This window comes from Leptospiraceae bacterium (genome assembly GCA_016708435.1).
GTDB lineage: Bacteria > Spirochaetota > Leptospiria > Leptospirales > Leptospiraceae > UBA2033.
The window spans coordinates 907,925-931,984 of sequence record JADJFV010000001.1; the positions used below are offsets into that span (position 1 = coordinate 907,925).

The following is a 24,060-nucleotide window of genomic DNA, read 5'->3' on the forward strand; positions in this document are numbered from 1 at the left end:
TGCTTTGTTTGTTTTTAAATACTTCCTTTCGCGTAATGGGCTTTGATTTAAGTAGTGAAATTCATTCAATCCTGAATGGAGATTTTGTTTATCTAATTTTATTAGTGAATTTGAAAATCTTTTTGATTTACTATTTATTCTATGGAGTCTTACAAATCACAATTGATTTTTTGTTCGATGCGATATTTCCAGAAAGTAAATTAACACCTAAGTCAAAAAAGAGACGTTATACAACATATACAATATTTCTTCTGTTTACGTTAGCCCTTTTCTTTCATTCCGTTATCCATTATCCACAAATGTATGGAGAATTCTTTTATATTCGACATACTTATTTGCAATGGTTATTGTATTTTCTCACCGATCATGTTAATCCAAAGTATTTTGAATTTTTCTTTCTTGGATACATCGCCTCCTATCTTTCCTTTTTATTAGCAGGATTTTTATACAAAGCAAATGTTCGCTATCTTCTGTTGTTTTCCTTTTTAGTATTGATTTTATTTTTTCATATCATTAGTTTTATCTATGGGATAATCCCAATTTTCCTCGCGTATCAAATTATTCGTCAAATGGACTCTAAGGTAAATCGTTTTACTCTGCTTCCTGTTTTGTTTTCTTTATTTGGTATTGTTGGATTTTTTTATTTTTACAAATTCTTTTTCCATATTCCAACGACTGAGCATTCTAAAGACTATAATTTACTCATAGTATCAGCTGATAGCTTGCGAGCAGATAGAATCGGAGCCAAAGTAAATGGGGAAAGCATTACTCCTAATATTGACAAGTTCAAAGAGGAAGCTTTTGTTTTTGAAGATCATCATGTAACTGTTCCTAGAACCTTTCCTAGTTGGGCTGATTTACTTTCTGGTGAATATAGTATGTCACACAAAATTCGGGATATGTTTCCAGCTCCAGAAGAAAAGAAAAATCTAGGTAGTGCAGAGTTTCCGACTATTGGGCATTATCTGCAAAAGAAAAAATACAAGACGGCGGTATATTCTAATTTTGCGGGAGATATATTTACTCGCGCTGATTTTGGATTTGAAGAAGTGCATACTCCCAATTTTAATGCAAAGATCCTAGTGACCCAAAAGAGTTTGGAATTTCAAGTTTTCATACTTCCCATTCTTACTGGTTCTTTTTTGCGAGGCGGTGAATACTTTGAAGAAGTAAATGGATTTTCAAATCTAGGTGACGGCGACAGGCTATTACCCGACATTTACTCTTTTATTCGAAAAGAGAAATCAAATCCTTTTTTTCTAAATGTATTTCTATCAGTAACGCATTTTCCTTATTCCCCTCCGTATCCTGAATATAAAAAATTTACCGATCCAAACTATTATGGAAAATACAAATACTTTAAATTCGTTGATCCAACTTCTGATTCAAAGCCAGATGAAAAAGACATTGAGCAAATCAAAGCTGTATTTGATTCATCTATTTATTCATTCGATGAGAGCTTTGGGAAAATCGTGCGTTACCTCAAGAAGAATTCACTATATGAAAAAACTTTAATCATTATCACTGGTGATCATGGGGAATCTCTTTATGAAGACATCCACGGTCATGGACATGGAGAGCATTTGCGAGGACCATTCATTACACAGGTTCCGCTCATCATTAAGTTCCCGCATACTTTTTTCAAAGAGCGAGAAAGTCATGTATTTAAAGGGGTTACTAGCTCTATAGATATTGTTCCAACTCTTTTAGAATTTTACCAAATTGAGGCTAATAAGAATTTTCCCGGCAAATCTTTAATTCCAATTTTAGGAAAGGAAAACTGGGTTGATGAGAGATCGGTTTATTCGGAAACAGGAATTTGGTTTTCTGATATCGGAGAGCATTTTTTTCAATCCCAACGTATCATGTATCCGAGTATTTTAAAGATGCATCAAATCGTTCCAGAAGAAGATTATCAGATAATGATTACCGATCCTCATTATAGGGAGACTATCGCATTTGCCAAGCACAGGTCAATGGTGAATAGCCGCTACAAATTTATCTACATTCCTACTCGGGATGGCGTTCTGTATGAACTCTACGATAGAATTTCCGATCCACTCAATAAAGTCAATATCGCTGATTCAAATCCCTATATTGTTGAGCAAATGAAAGCAGAGCTTTATAAACTAGCCGAAGAGAAAGAAGGTGCAAACATTATCGGTGATTATATTATTCCTCCGGCGGTTAATAAGGAGTAATTACATAAAAAAGAGTAACGGAAATTCACTTTACTTTATTATTGAAACTTTTGATCAGGTAGTTATTTCCTTTCATTCACTTTCTTAGAAATATATTCAAAAATATCAGAAGCTTTTTGAATATACTCTGTCATGACATTTTCCAATTCTTTTTTTAATTTAATAATATCTGCGCGGTATTCCTTTTCTTGAAAACAGGGTTTGTAAAAAATATCGTGTTCAATTTCTGACCATGCATGATATAGTGCAGAAGTTAATTGAATCTCGCATTTTAATCCTTTGAATTTTTTATATTCTCCAAGAATTAGCCTTTTTTGCCCAAGCGCGGCAATTACATGTGTTGAGCGATAACCTTTTTCTATATGACGCTCTTTTAATTTCAATTTTTTAGGAGTAAGCTCCCTATATAAATCAGATACAAATTTATTTTTATCACTTTCTAAGTAGAATACAATCCTAACTCCTGCCAAATCATTAATATCCTCAAGTTGGTTTATCTCTATTCCTTCTTTGCTTTTCTTTCGAATTTTCTTTTCCAGACTATCTATTGATTTTACTCGATGAGAAATCTGGTATTTGTATCCGTTATTATTTAAAAGATGAACCAATAAATTCTTCATTGCATTGCAGTATTCTTCATATACTCCTTGCTTCTCTTTGTAAAAAGTAATAATTCGATTCAAGATTTGTTCTTCCATATATACATATCACAGGATGTCTGATGGACTTCAAAACATTATTTATTTTCTATTTGCGGCAAAAATCCTTTTTTGTTTTTATAATTTTATTTATTGACAGAACAAAAAAATAAAATTATATTAGGTCGAAATAAAGAGTCATAAAAAATGTGAATAAAAATAATATGAAGAGTCGATTAAAAATTCCTTATAAATGGGCAATATTTATATGTTTACTCATTATTCCATATTATATTCATGCTGCTAGAATAGATAGAATTCTAAATAATTATACACAAAAATCGAATGCTATATTTATAATTTTACAAGAACAAGTTTCAAAAAAATTAAATACTTTAGAGAAATATGAATTATTTCTGGACCCAATATTAAATATTTGTCACACAGATAATATTCTATACATTATAACTTTCGAAGTTTTCATTATCTTTAGCCAAATTAAAAAACTATTTATATATTCAGACCTTCCTCCTCCCTCCATCTGCTAATTTGCAATGGAATTATAATCTAAAACTCAATCTCATTTTATGACATATATAATTGAAAAATCATATTCAATTATTGCACTGGAGAATTACAATGAATACTTATTATACAAGAATATACTTATTTTTTATCCAAAAAAAAATACAAATTAAAACATTCACAAATTTGAATCTAATGACATTTTGCTTCAAATTAAGATTAACAATGATTTACCGTAAGGTGATCATTATCTTATTTTTAGGACTTCTCCAATTTTGCGGAACTACTAAGCAAATTGATATTTACAATCCATTTCCAAATAAAGAAGTCATCATAGAACAAAAAGATGTATCTTGTGCGGATACTTATGAAATTAAACTTTGGTATGGGTTTTATGGATCCTATCCAATAAACAATGTGAATGTTCGAGAATTATTTCCATCACCGGATTACACGTATTCGATAGAGCAAAATGCTACCGTTGGGGATAAAATTTTGTCTTTTTTTACAGGTCTTTTTTTTTCCATAAGTCGAAAAACTTTATTAATAAAAACCTGCCGACCAATTGCAAGAGAAACTGAATCTCCAGATTCTAGATTTTCTGAAGAAAAATCAGACTTAATGGATACAGAATTTAGTTCAAAAATTGAAGAACTTGAAAAAGAAATTTCTTTTTTAAAAGGTAAAATTTCTGGAATTGAGACTACGGTTGGTTGGATGAATCCACCATCTCAAGATATTGCACAAAGAGGCGAGAGTAAAATTCCTTCTTTTGAGGCTAATATCGGTAATTCAATTCTGAAAAATTCTGAGCAAACTTCAACGGAAGTGACGCATCATTTTCTTTTATTTAAAACTGGATCTGCTTTAGTTACTAAAAATGAACTGGGTAAACTTCAAAAATTAAAAACAGTATTTAACAAACCTTGGTCAAAAATTCTAATAATCGGATCTGCTGATACCTCAGGAAATTTTAAATCAAATCTAAACCTATCATGGAAACGTGCGCTTGAAGTTAAAAATTTATTAGTAGCAGAGGGAATTAGCCCTCAAAGAATTCTAATCTCAGGAGCAGGAGAAAGAAAACAAACAGAAGAATCCAAAGTAGTAGAAGTAACTAGACGCGTTGATATCTACTTTGTGAATGGAGGAGTAAAATGAAATTACAATCAATTATCCTTTTCTTGTCTTTTAGCTTATCCTTGATTCATTGTGGCAGTATAGCTGGTCTTACAGGAACTAGTACCGACAATAATGAAAAAACTAGCCAGGCATTATTGCTAAGTTTGCTGGCAGCGAATTCCATAACGAACCAAGATACATATACTTCGGTGTCTCAGCCTGATTTAGATTTTAGAATTGAATTTAATACGCCTTCGAATTCACAATCGAGTGTTAGCACCGATCCGAAAATCTATGTAAAATTTTCATCGGAAGTAGATACTATTACCGTAAACACCTCATCCGTTAGTCTATTTGAGTCAACAAATCAAATAAGCTTCAAAATTGAATTTGATTCAGCAAATTCATTTTCTATAAAGCCAAATGAACCTTTAAAAACAAAGACAGCTTATACAGTAAAAATAAATAAATCTGTTACCGGAAAAAATGGAACATCACTTTCTGATGATTTTAGTTGGAGTTTCACTACATTAGAATCGGAATTAGTTTTTAAAATTGAATCTAATACGCCTTCGAATTCACAATCAAATATTAGCACTGATCCAAGAATCTATGTAAAATTTTCATCAGAAGTAGATACTGCTACTGTAAGCAGTTCCTCTGTTAGCCTATATGAGTCAACAAATCAATTAACCTTCAAGATTGAATATGATTCAGTGGATTCCTTTTTTATAATACCTTATGGGCTTTTAAAAATAAATAAAACCTATACTGTAAAAATTAGTAAATCTGTTACAGGAAAAAATGGAAAATCACTTTCTGATGATTATAGTTGGAGTTTCACTACATTCAATTCGGAGCCAGATTCAGGGAGTGTAATAACGCTTGCAGGCAGTGGTTCATCGGGTAATACGGATGCTACTGGAGCTAGTGCAAGTTTTAGTAGCCCTCAACATTTAGTAATGAATGTTGCCGAAACTTTTTTATATATTACGGATACAGGGAATCATCGGATAAGAACCGTTAGTCTCTCATCTGGGACAGTTTCAACTGCGGCAGGATCAACGTTAGGTTACACAGCTGCTACTGGAGTTGCGGCCAGATTTAATTCTCCAAAGGGAATCTTTAGAATCGCAGGAGATACTTTTTTTATTTCTGATAGCGGCAACAATAGTATAAGAAGAATGACTGTTGGCAATGCTGTTACTAATAATTTTGGAACTAATACCAATGCTGCTGGTTTTGTTATTTCAACAAGCACAACAGCACAGAGATATAGAAATCCAGAAGGCTTTGCAGTAGATTTTCTTTCTGGAAATCAATATGTCGTAGATACGGGTAATCATTGTATCCGAAGATCGACTAACGCTTCCACTGGAAGTTCTAATTCTGTTCCGAATACATCCTGCTTTGCTGGCGCATCACCCTCAGGAGGATTGGGAACTTCTGGATTTGTCAATGGATTAACTACTGCAGCTAGATTTAACAATCCAAAGGGAATTGCTATTGATTATGTTGGAAATATTTTTGTTGCAGATTCTGGAAATCATAGCATTAGAATGATTACATCTGCTGGAGTAGTTACTACCATCGCAGGCAGTGGTTCGGCAGGCTATACAAATGGAAAAGGTTCAGAGGCAACTTTCAATAATCCGTCAGATATTGCTATTGATGGGTTGAATGCAATTTATGTAGCGGATACAGGTAACTGTTCAATTCGAAAACTAGTATTAGATAGCTCAAAAACGAGTGCCTATGTTACAACATTTTCGGGAGCTACTACTGATGTTACTTCTGGCAATTGTGGATTTGTAAATGGCACAAGATTGTCGGCAAGGTTTAATAGCCCACGAGGTTTATGGGTTGCGACTAATGGAAAAGTTTATGTAACTGATACGGGAAATCATTCCATTCGAATAATTTCAGAGTGATATGCAAAAAGGGGATTAATAAAAAAGAATTAACATTTAACCGGCTAATGTCGGTTAAATGTTAAGTTTGATTTATACCAAACGCCAAAAAGAAAAGTCTCATTTCAAAATTAAGAAGGTGTGTTTGGTCTATACCAAATGCTACTCAAATAAAATCCTTGTAGGAAATTATTTTTGTCATTTGGTATATTTGAATAACCAAAAGTAATATCCAGTTATTGATAGGTTGACCGCCTTTGGTTGTCGAAATTTTTCCTTGGGTGGATAATAGTAGTATTAATAATGGTTTGGTAAATAGGAAGTTAACTTATGAAAATTTTATTATTATTCTTTCTAAATCTCGGAATATACTTTACACTATACTCGCAGCAAAATATAAAAATGAATGATATGGATGCACAGAGGAGTGGGTATCAAGGTTTCATGAATTGGCGTGAAGCCAAAGAAAAATGTAATTGCATTCGAATGAGATTGCGCAAAGAATTGAAATAATAGCTGCGCATAATGCTAGTTTAACCAGAGTATGGGAAAAAGAAGGAGTCGTCTATTGGCTTGGCGAAAACTATACTGAGTTTATCGCTTATGAATTTCTTATTAGTAATGGAACGATCTCGAATAATATGAAAAATAAATATTGAAGAGTGCGTTGCATTAAATAATATCCATATTTAACTACTTTGATTCTTAAATTTCTTCATATTCAATTCCATTTTTTCCGTTCATCTTTGCCCTATACATGAGCGCATCTCCTTTTTTTATTAAGTCTTCTAAGTTACTTTCTTTGTCTGTGTTTAATATTCCAATGCTTAAGGTAGTTGGCCATTTAGCCTCAATGCAAGAATCATGAAATCTTCTTATGATTCGCTCAGATATTATTTGGGTTCCATTCTTATCAACATTTGACAATAAGATGCAAAATTCGTCGCCGCCAAATCTGGCAGCTATATCACCCTTACGAAGGATATTTCGAAAAACGTTACCCACTTCTTTAAGAACTTTATCTCCTTCTCCATGTCCCATTGTATCATTGATTTTTTTGAAATTATCGATGTCTATGAATAGAAGTGAAATAGATTCCTTTCTTCGTTTTATACTATTTAATTCATAATCTGCAAAAATATTAAAACCCCTTCGGTTTCTGAGTCCTGTTAATTCATCTACAAAAGAGAGGGACTCTACTTCTTGATATTTTTTTTTGAGGAAGACTATTAGAATGTATTGAAGAAAGATGAAAATGGATTTTATAATTGCGTTGAAATAAAGAATGTAAGATAAATTTTTAAGAAAATTTGAGGAAGATGCTATCCAGAAAAAAATAGCAATCCAAGCAAAAATAAATCCTGTTTTATTTCCTACATAAAATGTGACTACAGAAACTAATAGTACGTAAGGTAAAAGTAAGGTTATTTCATTTGGTAAAAATTTAATATCAATATAAAAAATTCCAAGCATAACAAATAAGCATAGCATAAAGAGTAATATTTTTAAAAAAGAAGGAATACCTCTATTCGAATATTTCATTTAAAGAATTTGCCATCTATATTTAGATTCATTCGAATTCAGGTTTTGTAATAGCCTTATAACGTCGGCAGGACTTTGAAGATTCATTTTGGCATGAGTTAAGCCATATCCAACTTTGAACGAAAAAGCGTCAGGCGGTAGAGAGTTAAACATATCTTCATCAGTAATATCATCTCCGATAGAAATAATAAAATCAAAATCATTGGATGAGATCATCCTTTTGCAAGCGCTACCTTTATCACACCCATTTTGTTTAATTTCAATAACCTTTTTACCATCCAGAACATGTATATTCATTTCAGGGGTAATTCTATTTTTCAAGGAGTCTAATAATTCACGCATAACGGCAAATCCATAATCTAAGTCTACGTTTCGATAATGCCAGGCAAGAGAAGAAACTTTTTCTTCTAAAAAAGATCCGTTTGCTTTTTCTACATAGACTTCTAATATCGGTTGAATTTCTTTTTTCCAAGTTTGGTCATCATTGAAGAAGGACATCCATTCTTTTGATTTGGGCTCCTTAAAAAAAGATCCATGTTCTGCATAAATAGAGACGTCCATATCGCCAAACCATCTTGAAATATACTCCTGCTCCCGTCCAGTTATAATGACAATAGTATTGTTCTTATCCTCCGCTAATTTTTTGATTATATTTAATGCTTCAATACTCGGAATAACTTTTGACGGATTATCTTGAATATCCACTAATGTGCCATCATAGTCTAAGAGTATGAGTCTTTTTTTTGCATTATTATATTTTTCAAGAATATTTGCTAAGTGTTTTTTTGTTAACATATTAGTATTCACTTTTTTCTGTATTTCCTTAACTTCCCTTAATTGATCTAAAAATTCGTCTGCCCATCGAAAAACATTGTATGTTTTAACTCTATATTGCATTAATTTCATTCGGTCATATTGTTCTGACACTGGCATTTCAATCGCCTGAAGAATTGCTTTTGCAGTTGCCACTTTATCGAACGCATTAATAAGCAAGGCTCCATTTAGTTCTGTAGCTGCTCCAGCTTTTTCGCTTAATATTAAGACGCCCTTATTATCTTTTCTGCTAGCTACAAATTCCTTTGCCACTAAATTCATTCCATCGCGAATTGGAGTAATCAATGCAATATCCGCTGCCGTATAACATGCTATTAGCTCCGTGAAGCTTAGGGAACGATATAAATAAATTATCGGGCGCCAGTTAAAGTCTCCGTATTTTCCATTTATCCGACCAATGGTTTCTTCCAATTCATGTTTTAAAGCTTGGTATTGAAGAATAGAATCTCTAGAAGGAACAACTACCATGTAAAAAATGATTTTTCCTTCCCATTCAGGATGATCGAGTAGAAATTGTTCGAACCCATTTAGTCGATGCACTAATCCTTTCGAATAATCAAGTCTATCCACAGAAAATAGAATTTTCTTGCCATTAGATTCATTTAATAAAGTAGTTCTTTTTTGCATTACGGAAGAATTATCATACATATCGTGAAACCTATCATAATCAATTCCAATCGGAAAGTTTTCTGCCTTCACTAGTCTATTTCCTGCAAATATCTGTAAGTTTTTAGTTTTATATCCTAACTCACGTTCGACACATTGAAGAAAATAATTCGTATAATCACTTGTATGAAACCCAATCAAATCAGCTCCCAAGAGTCCATTGAGAATTTCATTTTTCCAATCTTTAGGAAGGATTCGAAATACCTCATATGTAGGAAAAGGTATATGTAGAAAAAAACCAATAGAAATATCGGGAAAATCATTGCGGATAAGAGTGGGTAACTTCATAAGCTGATAATCATGTACCCAGACTAAGTCCCCTGGTTGAATCACTTTTTTTAATTGCTCATAGAATAATTCATTCGCCTGTAAATAAGCCTCGTAGTAATGATTTTCGAATTTTGTAAGGTAAGGGTAATAGTGAAATAAAGGCCAGATCGTACTATTACAAAACCCGCCATAATAGGGATCATTTATATCGGGATTAATTTGTACAGGATATACTTCAAAGGAATCGTCAGATAAATTCTCTGAGCTATTATCCTCAAAAAAAGTATCCGAGTAACCAAACCAAAGTATTTTATTATCCTTCTTCATTATCCCTGTTTCTTTCATTTTGCTTGAAAGAGAAAGGATCGCGGATACAAGTCCGCCAGAATTTTGTATTAACCTCGTCTCTCCATTCGTAGTTTCTATCTTAAATGGAATGCGATAGGCGGCAATGATTAGTCTTTTATAGCTTTCACTCATTACAATTTCCTTTTATAATATTTGTATTTATTATTCATATAATTCTCTACTTTTAGAGTAATTGAATACGATTCTCTTTATTTTTTTCAAATTTAATACGTTTCCTCTTCTCTCTTTCTTCTGCTTTGTTGAGAAGATACTCCATGGTAATTGGAAGCAGTATAGATGATAGAATAGTTGCCACCATTACTCCTCCAATGACGACTGTTGCAAGAGGTCTCTGAACTTCAGCTCCAGCCATATTTGAAATCGCCATTGGAATAAACCCAATTGCAGCAATTAATTCGGTTGTTAATATCGGTCGAAGGGATTCTAAAGCAGCAATGCGTACCGCTTTCGACAATTCAATTCCTTCTTTTAATTTACTTTGCAAAGTTGAAGCATAGACCACACCGTTTAATACTGATATGCCGCTAACTGCAATGAATCCAACTCCTGCAGGTATACTAAATGGGAGACCTCGCATTATTAAACTTAAAATTCCACCGGATGCAGCGAGGGGCACTACCATAAAAACACCTACTGCATAAAAAATATTTCCAAAAGCTAAAATTAGCATTCCAAAAATAATGGCAAGTGCTATGGGGACAACGAGTATTAACCGATTCTTTGCTCTTGTAAAATTTTCAAACTGACCTCCCCATTTTACTTCATAGCCTGCTGGCAAATTTTTTATTAGATTCTTTGTCTTATCTTGAGCTTCTTTAATATATCCAACGAGATCGCGTCCTCGAATATTTACTTCGACAAACAATCGTCTTTTTAATCCTTCCCTTTGAATGGATGCTGCGGACTCTATCATCTCAATATCCGCAACCTGACCGAGTGGTATTGTTTTTCCAGATGCTGTCATGATAGGAATATTATTTATTTCGCGAATATCATTTACTACTGCCAAATCCAAACGAAGAACAAGATCAAATCGTTTCATTCCTTCAAAAATTTTTCCTGCATTCGTGCCGACCCGAAGCATTTCAACAGTTCGTAAAATTTCTGAAGCAGAGACTCCATATCTTGCCATCAAATCATAATTCGCATTGATTCGAAGAACAGGAAGTCCTAAAATTCTTTGAACTCGAATATCCCCAGTTCCTGGGACATCTTTCATAATGTCTGAAATTTCATCTCCAATCTTTTTTAACTTATGGAGATCATCTCCATATACTTTAACTACAATATCTGCTTTGGAACCGGCTAATAAGGCGTTAACTCTATTTTCTATTGGCTGAGACATACTAATATAACTAGAAGGAATAGTGGATAAAACTTTTTCTTTGATGATAGTCATTAAATCCTCGCGATTATCCGCAGTTTTCCATTTACTCTTATCGTGTAATTTTATCATCACACTAGTCTCATCTGTTCCGAGAGGATCTGCCGCACTTTCACCACGTCCAACACGTGAGACAACGCTTTTAATTTCGGGAAATTCTGAGAGTATTTTTTCTATTTCAAAATTTAAATCTCTCGAATAATTGATTGATGTTGAAGGTAGTCTTTTCACATCCATATCAAACTCTCCTTCATCGATGCGAGGAATAAATTCAGAACCTAACGTTGTGGAAATGAGTAGGGAAAACATTACAAGTGAAATAGAAAATAATATAATTTTTTTCTTCTGCGCAAATCCCCAATTTAAAATAATTTTATATTTATCTTCTATAAATACCCAATGTTTACTCTTATGAAAAATAGGTTGTTGAAATGCAACAGCAAGGCTTGCGGGGAAAATTGTAATAGAAAATAAGAGGGCTGCTCCGAGCGCCAAAGCAACTGTAATCGCCATTGGACGAATCATACGTCCTTCGACTCCTTCTAATGCCATTAAAGGTAGATAGACAAGCATAATAATTGCTACTGAAAATGCTGCTGCCCGACCAACTCTACTACAATTTTCTAAAATAATATTTTCTGTTAATTCGGCAATTTCATATTTATTCATCGGCTTTTCGAATAAATACTTTTTTGTTACAAATCCTGCCATTACAGATTCTAACATAACAACGGAGCCATCGACTAGTAATCCAAAATCTAAGGCACCTAGACTCATTAAATTTCCTACCACATCTAACTGTTTCATAAATATTACAGCGATTAACATAGAGACAGGTATTGCCATGGCAACTATCGCTCCGCCTTTGAATGTTCCTAGAGTAATAATTAAGGTTATTAATACAAGAAGTGCTCCTTCGGTAAGGTTTGTAAAAATTGTAGATAAAGCTCGGTTAATAAATTCCGATCTATCATAAAAAGGTTCTATTTTCATACCCGGTGGGAGCGTCATTTCGATTTCCGAAATTTTAATTTTGACTCGATCTACTACTTCTCTCGAATTTTCGCCTAGTAGCATAATAATAGTTGCCCCTACCACTTCTTTCTGATTTTTACTAGCAATCCCAAAACGTAATGCTGCACCTATTTTTACTTTCGCAATTTGTCCAAGAAGTAATGGGGTTCCATCCTCAGCGGTTCGAACTGCTACACGGGAAATTTCATCTATTCCTTCAAACTGACCTTCACCTCGAATAACAAATTGTTCCTTTCCCTTTATAATATAACCGCCGCCTGTATTTGTATTGGCACTTTTTATTTTTTCATAAATTTTAGATAAAGTTAAATTATGCGTAACCAAATTTCGTGGATCTATTATTATCTGAAACTCTTTTGCTTCGCCACCTATCGTATTTACTTCAATTACACCCGGAACAGATTTTATTTTTTTTGATAATTCCCAATCAATAAAAGTTCTAAGTTCCATAGGAGAATGTCTATCGGAAGTTAATACAAATTCATAAATGTCCCCCAGTGCCGTTGCAACAGGGGCTAACTCTGGTAAACCGTATTCTGATGGTATTTCTTTTTCAGCAACTTTTAGTCTTTCGTTTACCAACTGTCTGGCAAACCAAATATTGACACTGTCTTCGAATATCACAGTCACACTGCTAACGCCTGTTCTAGATATGGAACGAATCTCTGTAGCTCCGGGAATTCCCATTAACGCTAGCTCAATTGGATTTGTAATCAATTGCTCTACAAGTAAAGGAGAAAGTCCGGGTGAGACTGTCACAGCGGATACTTGAACGTTAGTTACATCGGGAACTGCATCCACGGATAGTTTTGATGATGCGTAAACTCCAAGAATTGATATTAGAAATCCTAGAGTTAGAATTAGAAATTTTTTCTTAATCGAAAATTCAATAAGTTTCTCAATCATAAGAACTCCCTCAGAAAAAAATAGGTATATCTAATTTTCTTGCAATACGATAGGCAGCGTTTATGAGACCCACATGACTATAAGTCTGCGGAAAATTTCCCCATTGACTTCCATCTTCTTCAATATCTTCGCTTAATAAATTTACATGGTTCGGAGCTTTTTTTAGAAGTCTTTCAAAAATAACTTGAGCTTCTTCCAATCGCCCGATGCAAGCAAGAGCCTCCACATACCAGAAAGAACAAATTAGAAATGTAGATTGCGGCTTACCGAAATCATCCTCATGTATATAACGATATACTAAGCCATCTTTTGTGACAAGTTTTTCTTCAATTGCTTTCACATGCAGTCTTGCTTTTTCTGATTTTGGATCTAGATAATTCATTGTGATAAGCTGTAAACAACTTGCATCTAAGTGGTCATTTCCAATAGCCTGTGTGTATGCTTTTATATTCGGGTTGTAGCAAGCTTCAATTTTTGCAGCAGCTTTTTCTTCTAATTGCTTGGCTAATTGTAATAAGTCTGGGTCTTTAAAATGAATTGCAATTTTGCTTGCCGCCTTTGCTCCAACCCATTGGAAAAGAAAAGTATAACAGTGCATCTGGCTTTTATTTCTAAATTCCCAAAGACCTGCATCTGGCTCGTCAATCGTTTTGGATATTAAATGAACTAGTTTATAAATTAAATCCAAATTGATATCATTTAGATGTGATAAGCGTTTATCAATATAAAGGGGAAGCATACTTGCTAAAACTTGTCCATATACATCATTTTGAATATGGGTATAAGCATCATTACCCACGCGAACCGGTTTGTTAATTCCTAAGTATCCTTCTAGAGGTAATTCTATTTCTAAAATTTTCTTTTCTCCTATTATAGAGTAGAGTGGTTGTACACGGTCTGTTTCTTTGTAGAGGATATTCTCTATATACCGAAAGTATTTTTCTAGCTCCTCAAAATGTCCCATGCTATTAAAAGCTCTTAACGTATAATAGGAGTCTCTCATCCAACAATATCTATAATCCCAATTTCGAGAACTTTCATTGTATTCGGGTAAACTCGTTGTTCCTGAAGCTATAATTCCTCCTGTATCTTCGAATTGATGTAATTTTAACGTAAGGGCTGAACGAATAATAACATCTTGATAAAGACTAGGAACGTAAGTTGTTTTTACCCATTTTGTCCAATAAATACGGGTCTTTTCTAAAAATTCTTCGCAGGTTCTTTCAATTGCAGCCTCGAGAGGAACGCCATAGGAGAATATTAAATACTTCGGTTCCGTTAGTATAAAAGAGCTTTCCGATAAAATATATCCTAATGGGATATTTGTTGTTAGCCTCATTGGACTTCCCAGGTTATTGTATTGGATATGGTTACTGCCCTGTAATAAAGTAGGTTTCGCATTTCCATACTCGTAAACTGGATTGCAGATAACTTTGATCTCTGGATTTCCGTCCAGAACTTCAATTTTTCGAATCAGCATTTGAGGTCTAAAATATCTATCATATTGACTAAAGCGCGGAGCAAAATCGGTGACTTTGAATTTACTTTTTGTTGAATGAACTTCTGTTGTTAAAATATTTGTATTTTCTATATAAGATTGTTGGTAAGTAATATCGACATTATCCGCAGGCAAAACTTTAAAACTACCTCCTTTCTTTGAATCGAGTAAGCTTCCGAAAACAAAACTACTGTCGAATCTAGGCATACACATCCATTGAACATTGGTTTCTATGTCAATGTAGGCAAGAAAAGAACAGTTACCGACTATCCCAAGATTGTATTTATGCATTTTTACTCCTGTGTATATCTCTTTAATTTTTCTTAAAATTGAATTGTATTTCTATTTCTCCAAATTATATTACTGTAATTGAATAATATTGATTATCCGCAATAATTGTCAATTCCTCGTTTATATTCTAATTTTTTCTACAACTTAATAATGAGTCAAGCTGAATATTATCAATTTATTTTTATTGAAACTGGCAATACAGTTGTAGTATTAACGGAAAACATTTGTTATCCACTAGATAACATTCAAAGATTACCACCGGTTACAGCGAAAAAATTATCCCTTTTTATGATCAAAGAGTCATCAATTTTTTTTTAAACTTTCAATTTGTGAGATTAGAATGGGGTTGATTTATGAGAAGAGTTTGAAATTCAATCAAAGTAATTGAGTGTATCTCTTGTTGGCAAAACAAATCTACAAAAACACCTGCAACTAAGAATGTCTTCATGCTTGGTGCTTGCTTCTTTCTGCATCAAAATAATTTCGAATTGTATTTGCTGAGAAACCTAAATGCAAAGAAGATAGTCTCAGTATTTCGAGACTTGCCTCAAATTCTGGTTGAACCACATCAAATACTTCTAATTTATTAATTTCCTCGACTTCCTCCAAAGTATTACTTCTAGCTATAATTTTTAATTTAAGAGATATGTTTTTTATACTTTGTATCATTTCTTTCGTTACAGAAAGTGATGGAACTGTTATAATTAAAAGCTTTGCCATTGTAATGTTAGCCGCATGCATAGCCGACTCTTGGCTTGAATCTCCAAATATGGCCGGAAATCCTTTTGTTTTTAATTTTTCAAATCGCTTATAATTATTTTCTATAAATACAAATTTATATTCAAGTTGTTGCAGAAAGTATCCAATATTTATTCCGATTCGACCTCCTCCTGCAATTATAATATGATCGGTTAGTCTTTCCTCCTGAATATTTACAAGTTGAATGCTCTTAGATTTTACGAATTTTAGTTTAATTTTGTAGAATGGTGTAGTCAAAATTAAGAGAAAGGGAGAAACAAACATAGTTAAAACAGAGGTAGAAAGAATTACTGAAAAAATTTCCTTTGAAAGTATACCTTCATTTAAACCGAGCTTTGCTAATACAAATGAAAATTCTCCTATTTGCGCAAGACCCAGACCAACGGCAAGTGGAACTATATTAAAGTATCCAAAGGCTCTTGATATGACCGCAAAGATTAAGAACTTTCCTAAAAGAACAAGTGAAACTATTATAAAAATAATTTTCCAATTCGCTAATAAAAAGTTAGGATCAAAAAGCATTCCGATAGAGGTAAAAAAAATAAGCCCAAATATATCCCTAAGTGGAACAAGATCATTCATAGCCTTATGACTATATTCCGATTCGCTAAGCACAATCCCAGTAATGAATGCACCTAATGCAAAAGAGAGACCGAGTGCATACGTTAAAAAACCTATGCCTAATCCGAGTGCCATGACGGATAATATAAATAATTCTCTTGAATGAAGTCTTGCCACTTTTCCTAGAATTGCTGGTATGATTTTAATTCCAAATACAAGAATCCCCACGAGTAACAGAATCACTTTAACGATAATCATTCCCAAAAGAGAAAAGCTTTCCGTTAGATGTTCCAATTGCGGAACCATGATCATCATGGGCACGGCAGCTAAGTCTTGCACAATTAATATTCCAAGCATTACTCTTGCGGATAACGTCCCCATTAAATTCCTGCTCATAAGAGTTTTCATTACTACCATTGTACTTGATAAAGATATAATACCTCCTAATACAATTGAACTAGTCCAATTGTATCCTAATATCTTACCAATCCAATAACCGTAAAAAATGCAAAGGGCGATCTGTATAGGAGTTCCAACCAAGGCGATCATTCTAACTTCGACGATTTCTTGAAAGGAAATATCCAAACCAATCGAAAACAAAAGTAAAGCCACTCCGATTTCGGCAAGCAATTCGATTTCTACTAGATTAGAAACTGTAATGCCATTTGTATTTGGTCCAATTATAATTCCGGCTACAATATAACCTAAAATTAATGGAAGATTTAATTTATGCGCAATAAAGCCAGTTATAAGTCCGGCTAATATTATTATTACGATGTCTCCTGCTAATCCCATACTAAATACAAATATATTTCTCTTTTAAAACGCAAGCAGAAAGCTTTTTTAGAGAAAATTGATTCTCCATTTACTTTTATTTTCTAGATAAGCTTTAAATTATTCATTAAAATATTGAATAGAGAACAAATCTTTGCCTGTTTCCTTCTTGAAACTATTTGTTATGCATGTAATTGCATAAATTGAGGCTTCGGACGAAAAAATAATTTAAAGCAGCTAGAAAATTGGGTATAACGAAATCTTGGAAAAAAGATGGGGCTTATTACTGGACTAAAGAAGAGTTGCCTAATTCAAATATCTATGTCTTTGGGATTTTTACCGGTCGTGCTATTCCAGCGAGAGCGGATAAGGGCAAACATACGCGCTGTATTCGATAAATATTAATATTCATAATCATCCTATTTTGTATAGCTTAATAATAAATTCAAATCTAAAATGGCTATTTTTTCTCCGTCGATAGTTAATAGATTTTTTTCTTGGATTCGCTCTAAGACTAAAATAATTTTTTCTTCCGAAATGGAAAAATAACCAGAGAGAAAATCCAATAGCTCAACTAGACTTAATTCGATGTATTTTTCAATTGTAAAATTAATCTGAACAAAGTGAATAATAGAGAAATTCCTTTAGATTCTAATTCAGTCAAAGTTAAATTTTAGAAAAATGTTTGATAAATCCAAAATTATCAAAGCCATTGATTTGATAATACGGACAATGAAATCTTATAATTCAATCCTGACACAATTTGGATTTCAGTTTAATTAAAAGTAAATCTTCCAGAAATTTAATAAAGTGTTTTTATTAAATTCCGGCAAATTAGTAATAACCGCTACTATAATTCCACTGATGTTATAATATCGAAGCAATTTTAAAATAAGTGCGGATCGGATGATAAGTGCTTGGTAATTCATTATTCTCTCCGAAGTGAAAGCTTTAAAGATATAAAACCGATTGATCCAGCTAAGAGGGATGAAATCAAAATGATGAATTTAGCGTTGTTTATGATTTTTAAATCTTCAAAGGCTAGTAGGGTAATAAAAATAGACATGGTAAATCCAATTCCACCTAAAAATCCGACTCCAAGAATATATTTCCAGTTTAAATCTTCTGGAAGTTTACATAATCCAATGCTTACGGCTAAAAATGTAAAAAGAAAAATTCCAATTGGTTTCCCTAAAATTAAACCAAGAAATATTCCTAAACTATAATTTTGAGTGAATAATTGTCCGATATCAGAACTTAAAACAATTGCGGTATTCGCTAAAGCAAAGATTGGTAGAATAATAAAAGCAACTGGTTTATGTAAGAAATGTTGCAGATAATAGGAAGTAGACTCTTCATCTCCCTTACCAAATGGAATTGCAAATGCAAGTAATACGCCAGTGATTGTAGCATGAACTCCTGAATGCAGCATAAAATACCACATAGCCACTCCACCAATTAAATAAGGAATCAAACTTTTTACTTTGAGTCTATTTAATACAATTAGAATGATAAATATTCCAAGGGCTAAGAGTAAGTAAGTCCAATACAGTGTTTTAGTATAGAAAATTGCTATAATGATAATAGCACCCAGATCATCTATGACTGCGAGTGCTGTTAAAAATATTTTTAAAGAGACTGGAACACGGTTTCCCAAAAGAGAAAGAATTCCAAGTGCAAATGCTATATCAGTAGCCATTGGAATTCCGGCACCAGATTGCGTTGGAGTTTGGAAGTTAAAATATAAGTAAATACTTGCGGGCAGTATGATTCCTCCAATTGCTCCAAAAATCGGAAGAAGTGCATCCTTTATGTTTGACAGTTCTCCCTGGTAGACTTCTCTTTCTAACTCTAAGCCTATAAGTAAGAAGAATATAGCCATTAGCCCATCATTAATCCAATGTTCTAAACTTAATCCAATAACTTTAAAATGCCAGATATGGGTATAGATTTCTCCAAGTCCGGAATTTGCAAAAATTAGTGATAGAATTGTGCAGATAATTAGTATTAACCCTCCTGCTTTTTCGCTCTCAAAAAAATCATTAAATAATTTAGTTATTTTCATTTTTTACTCCATATTTACTTTCAATTTATTTAAGAAATAGTTCATTTTTATCACACCGGGTCCATAAGTTGATAAAGGGAATGTAATCTATCTTTCCGATCGTTTTTTCCAAATTAATTGGAATATCCCAGTAAAAGTTTTAAATCTAAAATAGTCACATTTTCATTATCAATACTGAGGAGATTTTTTTGGCTTAACCTATTTAGAAGAAGTGAGACCTTTTCTTCGGGAATAGAAAATTGCCCACTAAGAAATTCTATAAGTTCAATCATATTTATAACAATATATTTTTCTATTGTAAATTTAATTTGAACATATTGCACTATACGTGAAATAACTTTAAACTCTAAGTCGCCTAACTCCAAATTATCCATTAGAAAATCGGAAAGACTTACAAGTCTTTTTGCCAAGCCTTTAAATATGTTCATCATAAATTCAGAATTATGAGAACTAAGTTCTATTACAATTTTCGGGTCGAGCTTAATTATATCAGAATCTTCTAATGCTTTAGCAGTAGAAATGCGGATAGAATTATCTAAGAGTGCAAGTTCCCCGAAAATTTCTCCTGAATTTATAATTCCTACAATCCTTTCCGTACCGTTAATGCGTTTAAGTAATAATACTCTACCTGTCTTTACAAAATATATATGCGTGGCTAATTCGCCTTCTCTAAATATAATAGAGTCCTTTGAAAAAGTTGATACAAATTTATTTAATAGTTCATTTGCTTCCATTTTTAATTCCTTTTAAAAAAATTTCTGAGAGCTAAGTTCTTGTATTTAATACATTTTTTAAAACTGACATTGCGTAAAAAGGCAAAATTTTGGAAAATAAAACTTCAATAAGAATATTAGAAAAGGATAATGAGTTAATATTTTAGAATTCAAATATATTTCAATGTTTACCTAATACGAATAGTATTTGCAAATTTTATTATCATGTTTAAGTTAGACTAAATTTCATAATGAAAAAAATATTATTTCTGTTAATTTTATACTTTCTAAATTTTACAAGGTCAACATTTTCTCAGAGCATAGTAGAACAAATAAAATTTGGGAGTTTTATTGATACTTATTATGCCTACGATTTAGAAAAACCGCCATCTCAAGATAGAGCATACACTACATCAGCCGCACGAAACAATGCATTCAACATTAATCTTCTATATTTAGATGTTAATTTAAATTCAGAGAAAATTAGAGGAAGAGGTGCAGTTCACTATGGAACATCTGTTACGGCAAATTATCTGGGGGAATCCACTGAAAGTAAGATAGCCAACCAATTTTCAGTTCGTAATATGCAAGAAGGATTCATTGGTTTTAAATTAGCCCCTAAATTATGGTTGGATGCAGGAATATATTTTTCCCATATAGGTTTTGGTAATTTTATCTCCAGAGAAAATTGGAGTTACACCCGATCTATGGTAGCTGATTTTAGTCCATACCAACAAGCAGGAATAAAACTAAGCTACGAATTAAATGCGAAGATTAGTATTCATTTCCATATTATGAATGGATGGGGAAACCTAGTTGAGACTAATACTGATAAGGCGGTGGGAGGATTTCTAGAATATAGGATTTTAAAAAAACTTTCGACTTACGTATTCAAACTTCGCTGGTAATGAGCAACCAAATGACAATCCATATTTGATAAGATATTTTAATAATTTGATAGCATACTATGATTTGAATGAAAAAATACAATTTGCGCAATCGGTGGATGTTGGTCATCAGAAAAAACCAGAGTCAAAAAGAGCATTTCAGCAATGGTATGGCTATGCATTCTTATTTAGATGGAAAGTAGTAAACCAAATTTATGCGACCTTTCGAATAGAAAGATTTTTAGATTCGAAGCAAATTGCTGTTTCAACCTCAACACCAAATGGATTTCAAGTTTCCGGGGCTTCGGTGAATCTTGATTACCATTATGATCCAGTCCTAATGATTAGAAGTGAGATAAAATTATTGAAATCATTGGATCCAATCTTTGAAACGGTTGGTGGAAAAACAAGAATAGATAGACTAGTGGTAGTATCATTAAGTTTAAGAATCTAATTCTTTTGAATATATATCAGATTCACTCATGAATTACTTTTAACTCTCCATCTATGCTCAACCTGGAATTTAGAAAAGCAACTAGTTTTTTTTTCTTAATTGGATTGGGCTTTTGCTTCCATTTTATAATTAGAGATGGTTTTGGTTTTGTCTCACTTTCATCTATCTCGGTAATTGCCAAGTCACCAAAAGAAAATGATTTTACTTCTGGGAATAATATGGCTACTTCTTTCGATGCTTTAATCATCAATAAATCCCGATTTTTATAGTTCATTAATTCTTTTTCCAAAGAAAATATTTTCTCGTCTTTTACTTTACTAACTTCATTTTTTATACCTTGGGATCCAATCATTTCTAAGACATGATTTACATCTTGTGTTCCTGATTGATTTATTTTTAGAGTGACGTTGTCTAGTTCATATTTTTTTAGCTTTGATTCTAAATTTTTTATAGTAGAATTATTTAAAGTTTCTCCTACTAACGATATATCAATAAAAGCAGGCTCTGTTTTAGAAAAATCTACGCTCAATACTTTGCTATTCTTAAATATGAAATTTTCGGCCACGTATTTATTCACTTTACGTTTAAAAATTTCTTTCTGAATTACGTTATACGCCATATATATACTGGGAAGAATTAAAATAATAGAAAAGTAGATTATATAGGATTTTACTCTTCTATGTAATGCATCATCTACAGAATTTGCAGATTTGAAGTTTAAAAATCGAACAACGATTAATGTCGATAAGCCAATAAAAAAACTATTTATAAAAAATAAATAAAAAGCTCCAATTATAAATTTTAAATTACTCATTGCGATTCCATAACCAACTGTGCAAAGTGGAGGCATTAGAGCAGTAGCAATTGCTACTCCGGGAATTGCATTTGACTTTTCTTTTCTAGTTAAAGCGATGATTCCAATTCCTCCACCGAAAACTGCGATTAATACATCGTAAACCGTTGGATTTGTGCGAGCGAGTAATTCTGATTGTGCTTCACTCAGTGGAGTGATACTGAAATAAATCGCAGAGGTTAGAATACTAATAAAAGTAGCAACGGATAAATTGCGAAGAGATTTTTTCAATAAATCAAAATCATAAATCCCGAATGCAAGTCCTGCTCCGATAATCGGTCCCATCAAAGGTGAAATTAACATTGCTCCAATAATGACAGCGGTAGAATTTACATTTAGTCCTATCGAAGCGATAAAAATAGCAAATACCAATGCCCAAAGATTTCCTCCTTTGAATTCCACTGAGCGTTTAATACTTTCTAGACTTCCTGCTTCATCCGTATCTTCTTGAAGGTTGAATAGGTTTTTAAAATATTCTATCGTATTAAATTCAGTCTCTCGGATCACAGGTTTAGCTGCGACCGGTTCGATATCTGTCTGTTTTGGAAAATTATTTTTTTTAGGCATTGCATTCCACTCCATTTTTAAAGTTAGAATTCTGAACCTACTTCTTCACGCGTATTAAAAATAGTAAATGACTTTTTACTTTCTTAAGACACTCCGTATAATCAATTAATCAAAGATTGTTTTTATGCCTCTCCATAAAAAAACTATTTACATTCTATTTCCTAAATAAAGAATCTACTCATTGAAATTCATTGTAGGAGAATTGTATGGCAGTAGAAAAAGTAATTAACATTAACAATTTTGGAGGCACTAGCATGCTTACTAAAGTTGGATTAGGAGTTGCGGCACTTGTATTAATTTTTATCATTAATCCTTGCGTAATCGTTAGCCCCGGTCACAGAGGAGTCATTGTAAATCTAGGAGCTGTATCGGATAGAGTTTTAGATGCAGGGGTTCATTTCCGTATGCCGCTAGTGCAATCAGTCATTGAAATAGACACACGCGTATTAAAAGAAGAAACAAAAGCAGAGGCAGCGTCTAAAGACTTACAAAATATTTCTACTGTTATCGCTGTGAACTATCATTTAAAACCTGATATGGTAAATGATCTTTATAAAACAATCGGTCTCAATTATGAAAGCGTAATCATTGATCCGGCAATTCAAGAAGTATTAAAAGGGGTTACTGCTAAGTATACCGCTGCGGAACTAATTACTCTTAGAGAACAAGTCAGTCATAGTATCAAAGCAGCATTAGAAGCAAGATTAGAAAAATACCATATTGTAATTGATGATTTCTCTATCAAAGACTTTCAATTCTCTGCAACATTTGCGAAAGCAATTGAATCAAAGCAAGAAGCAGAACAGCTCGCATTAAAAGCAGAGAGAGATTTACAAAGAATTAAAATCGAAGCCGAGCAGCAAATAGCGACTGCCCGCGCCGAAGCAGAAACTCTTCGTTTAAAAAATGTATCTGTTTCTCCTCTCATGATTCAACTCAATGCAATCGACAAATGGGATGGCAAGTTGCCACAATATATGCTCGGCGGCAACAGTGTTCCATTTATAAATATAAAGTAGTTGGAATAATTTTTTTATTTAACATGCATGCTTTAATGGTTCAATGTCATTGAGATAAGAGTTATTTACCCCTGTCACCTCGAACATGCGAAGGCATTGGGTGCGGCCAAGCGCAGGGAGGAAAATCGTGAGAGGTCTATCTAGCTTAATAGTATCGTTTTAAGTAAGGTAGATTTCTCACCCCGCTCATTTGCTCAGTCGCAAATCGAACCACCAA

General features: G+C 33.0%; 18 protein-coding genes and 1 pseudogene. 8 read left to right on the forward strand and 11 right to left on the reverse strand.

What is annotated here, in order from left to right; translation table 11 throughout:
• Positions 1-35 precede the first annotated feature (35 nt).
• Positions 36-2,201, forward strand: a complete 2,166-nt coding sequence (locus IPH52_04370; GenBank protein MBK7054278.1) for a sulfatase — start codon at positions 36-38, stop codon at positions 2,199-2,201.
• Between the two features lie 62 nt (positions 2,202-2,263).
• Here the strand turns inward: IPH52_04370 and IPH52_04375 are convergent, their stop codons facing one another.
• Positions 2,264-2,899 carry a RelA/SpoT domain-containing protein gene (locus IPH52_04375; GenBank protein ID MBK7054279.1) on the reverse strand — a complete coding sequence of 212 codons (636 nt, stop codon included), beginning with the start codon at positions 2,897-2,899 and terminating at the stop codon, positions 2,264-2,266.
• A 690-nt stretch (positions 2,900-3,589) separates the two neighbouring features.
• Between IPH52_04375 and IPH52_04380 the strand changes: the two genes are divergently transcribed.
• The 3 genes from IPH52_04380 to IPH52_04390 all read left to right on the forward strand — a co-directional run bounded on the left by IPH52_04380 (position 3,590) and on the right by IPH52_04390 (position 7,055).
• The gene (locus IPH52_04380) at positions 3,590-4,525 is read left to right on the forward strand and encodes an OmpA family protein (protein MBK7054280.1); all 936 of its coding nucleotides are present in this window, start codon (positions 3,590-3,592) and stop codon (positions 4,523-4,525) included.
• The gene (locus IPH52_04385; GenBank protein MBK7054281.1) at positions 4,522-6,417 is read left to right on the forward strand and encodes an Ig-like domain-containing protein; all 1,896 of its coding nucleotides are present in this window, start codon (positions 4,522-4,524) and stop codon (positions 6,415-6,417) included. The genes IPH52_04380 and IPH52_04385 overlap by 4 nt, the downstream gene beginning before the upstream one ends.
• A 455-nt stretch (positions 6,418-6,872) precedes the next feature.
• Positions 6,873-7,055, forward strand: coding sequence for a hypothetical protein (locus IPH52_04390; GenBank protein MBK7054282.1), 183 nt, complete (start codon positions 6,873-6,875; stop codon positions 7,053-7,055).
• Between the two features lie 46 nt (positions 7,056-7,101).
• Here IPH52_04390 and IPH52_04395 read toward each other — a convergent pair whose 3' ends face one another.
• The 5 genes from IPH52_04395 to IPH52_04415 form a co-directional block, all read right to left on the reverse strand.
• On the reverse strand, positions 7,102-7,938 hold the full coding sequence (locus IPH52_04395) for a diguanylate cyclase (GenBank protein MBK7054283.1): 837 nt from the start codon (positions 7,936-7,938) through the stop codon (positions 7,102-7,104).
• On the reverse strand, positions 7,939-10,188 hold the full coding sequence (locus IPH52_04400; protein MBK7054284.1) for a bifunctional alpha,alpha-trehalose-phosphate synthase (UDP-forming)/trehalose-phosphatase: 2,250 nt from the start codon (positions 10,186-10,188) through the stop codon (positions 7,939-7,941).
• 52 nt (positions 10,189-10,240) lie between these two features.
• On the reverse strand, positions 10,241-13,402 hold the full coding sequence (locus IPH52_04405; protein MBK7054285.1) for an efflux RND transporter permease subunit: 3,162 nt from the start codon (positions 13,400-13,402) through the stop codon (positions 10,241-10,243).
• 10 nt (positions 13,403-13,412) lie between these two features.
• Positions 13,413-15,191, reverse strand: a complete 1,779-nt coding sequence (locus IPH52_04410; GenBank protein ID MBK7054286.1) for a glycoside hydrolase family 15 protein — start codon at positions 15,189-15,191, stop codon at positions 13,413-13,415.
• A gap of 444 nt (positions 15,192-15,635) precedes the next feature.
• Positions 15,636-17,306: a cation:proton antiporter gene (locus tag IPH52_04415; protein ID MBK7054287.1), complete on the reverse strand. Its 1,671-nt coding sequence runs from the start codon at positions 17,304-17,306 to the stop codon at positions 15,636-15,638.
• A gap of 224 nt (positions 17,307-17,530) precedes the next feature.
• Between IPH52_04415 and IPH52_04420 the strand changes: the two genes are divergently transcribed.
• The gene (locus IPH52_04420) at positions 17,531-17,683 is read left to right on the forward strand and encodes a hypothetical protein (protein ID MBK7054288.1); all 153 of its coding nucleotides are present in this window, start codon (positions 17,531-17,533) and stop codon (positions 17,681-17,683) included.
• Between the two features lie 21 nt (positions 17,684-17,704).
• Here the strand turns inward: IPH52_04420 and IPH52_04425 are convergent, their stop codons facing one another.
• The 4 genes from IPH52_04425 to IPH52_04440 all read right to left on the reverse strand — a co-directional run bounded on the left by IPH52_04425 (position 17,705) and on the right by IPH52_04440 (position 20,084).
• The gene (locus IPH52_04425) at positions 17,705-17,851 is read right to left on the reverse strand and encodes a hypothetical protein (GenBank protein MBK7054289.1); all 147 of its coding nucleotides are present in this window, start codon (positions 17,849-17,851) and stop codon (positions 17,705-17,707) included.
• 213 nt (positions 17,852-18,064) lie between these two features.
• Positions 18,065-18,214, reverse strand: a complete 150-nt coding sequence (locus IPH52_04430) for a hypothetical protein (GenBank protein ID MBK7054290.1) — start codon at positions 18,212-18,214, stop codon at positions 18,065-18,067.
• Positions 18,214-19,350 (reverse strand): Na+/H+ antiporter NhaA, encoded by a 1,137-nt coding sequence (gene nhaA, locus IPH52_04435; GenBank protein ID MBK7054291.1) that lies wholly within the window; start codon positions 19,348-19,350, stop codon positions 18,214-18,216. The genes IPH52_04430 and nhaA overlap by 1 nt, the downstream gene beginning before the upstream one ends.
• Before the next feature lie 113 nt (positions 19,351-19,463).
• The gene (locus tag IPH52_04440) at positions 19,464-20,084 is read right to left on the reverse strand and encodes a Crp/Fnr family transcriptional regulator (GenBank protein MBK7054292.1); all 621 of its coding nucleotides are present in this window, start codon (positions 20,082-20,084) and stop codon (positions 19,464-19,466) included.
• A gap of 230 nt (positions 20,085-20,314) precedes the next feature.
• Between IPH52_04440 and IPH52_04445 the strand changes: the two genes are divergently transcribed.
• Positions 20,315-20,971 (forward strand): outer membrane beta-barrel protein, encoded by a 657-nt coding sequence (locus tag IPH52_04445; protein ID MBK7054293.1) that lies wholly within the window; start codon positions 20,315-20,317, stop codon positions 20,969-20,971.
• A pseudogene (locus tag IPH52_04450) lies at positions 20,940-21,404 on the forward strand (outer membrane beta-barrel protein). Before IPH52_04445 ends, IPH52_04450 begins: the two are co-directional and overlap by 32 nt.
• A gap of 22 nt (positions 21,405-21,426) precedes the next feature.
• Here the strand turns inward: IPH52_04450 and IPH52_04455 are convergent.
• Positions 21,427-22,824, reverse strand: coding sequence for a DUF389 domain-containing protein (locus IPH52_04455; protein ID MBK7054294.1), 1,398 nt, complete (start codon positions 22,822-22,824; stop codon positions 21,427-21,429).
• Positions 22,825-23,078: 254 nt separating this feature from the next.
• Here IPH52_04455 and IPH52_04460 point away from each other — a divergent pair, with 254 nt between their 5' ends.
• A complete protein-coding gene (locus IPH52_04460) occupies positions 23,079-23,843 on the forward strand; it encodes a prohibitin family protein (protein ID MBK7054295.1) in 765 nt (254 codons plus the stop codon).
• The last annotated feature ends 217 nt before the right edge of the window (positions 23,844-24,060 follow it).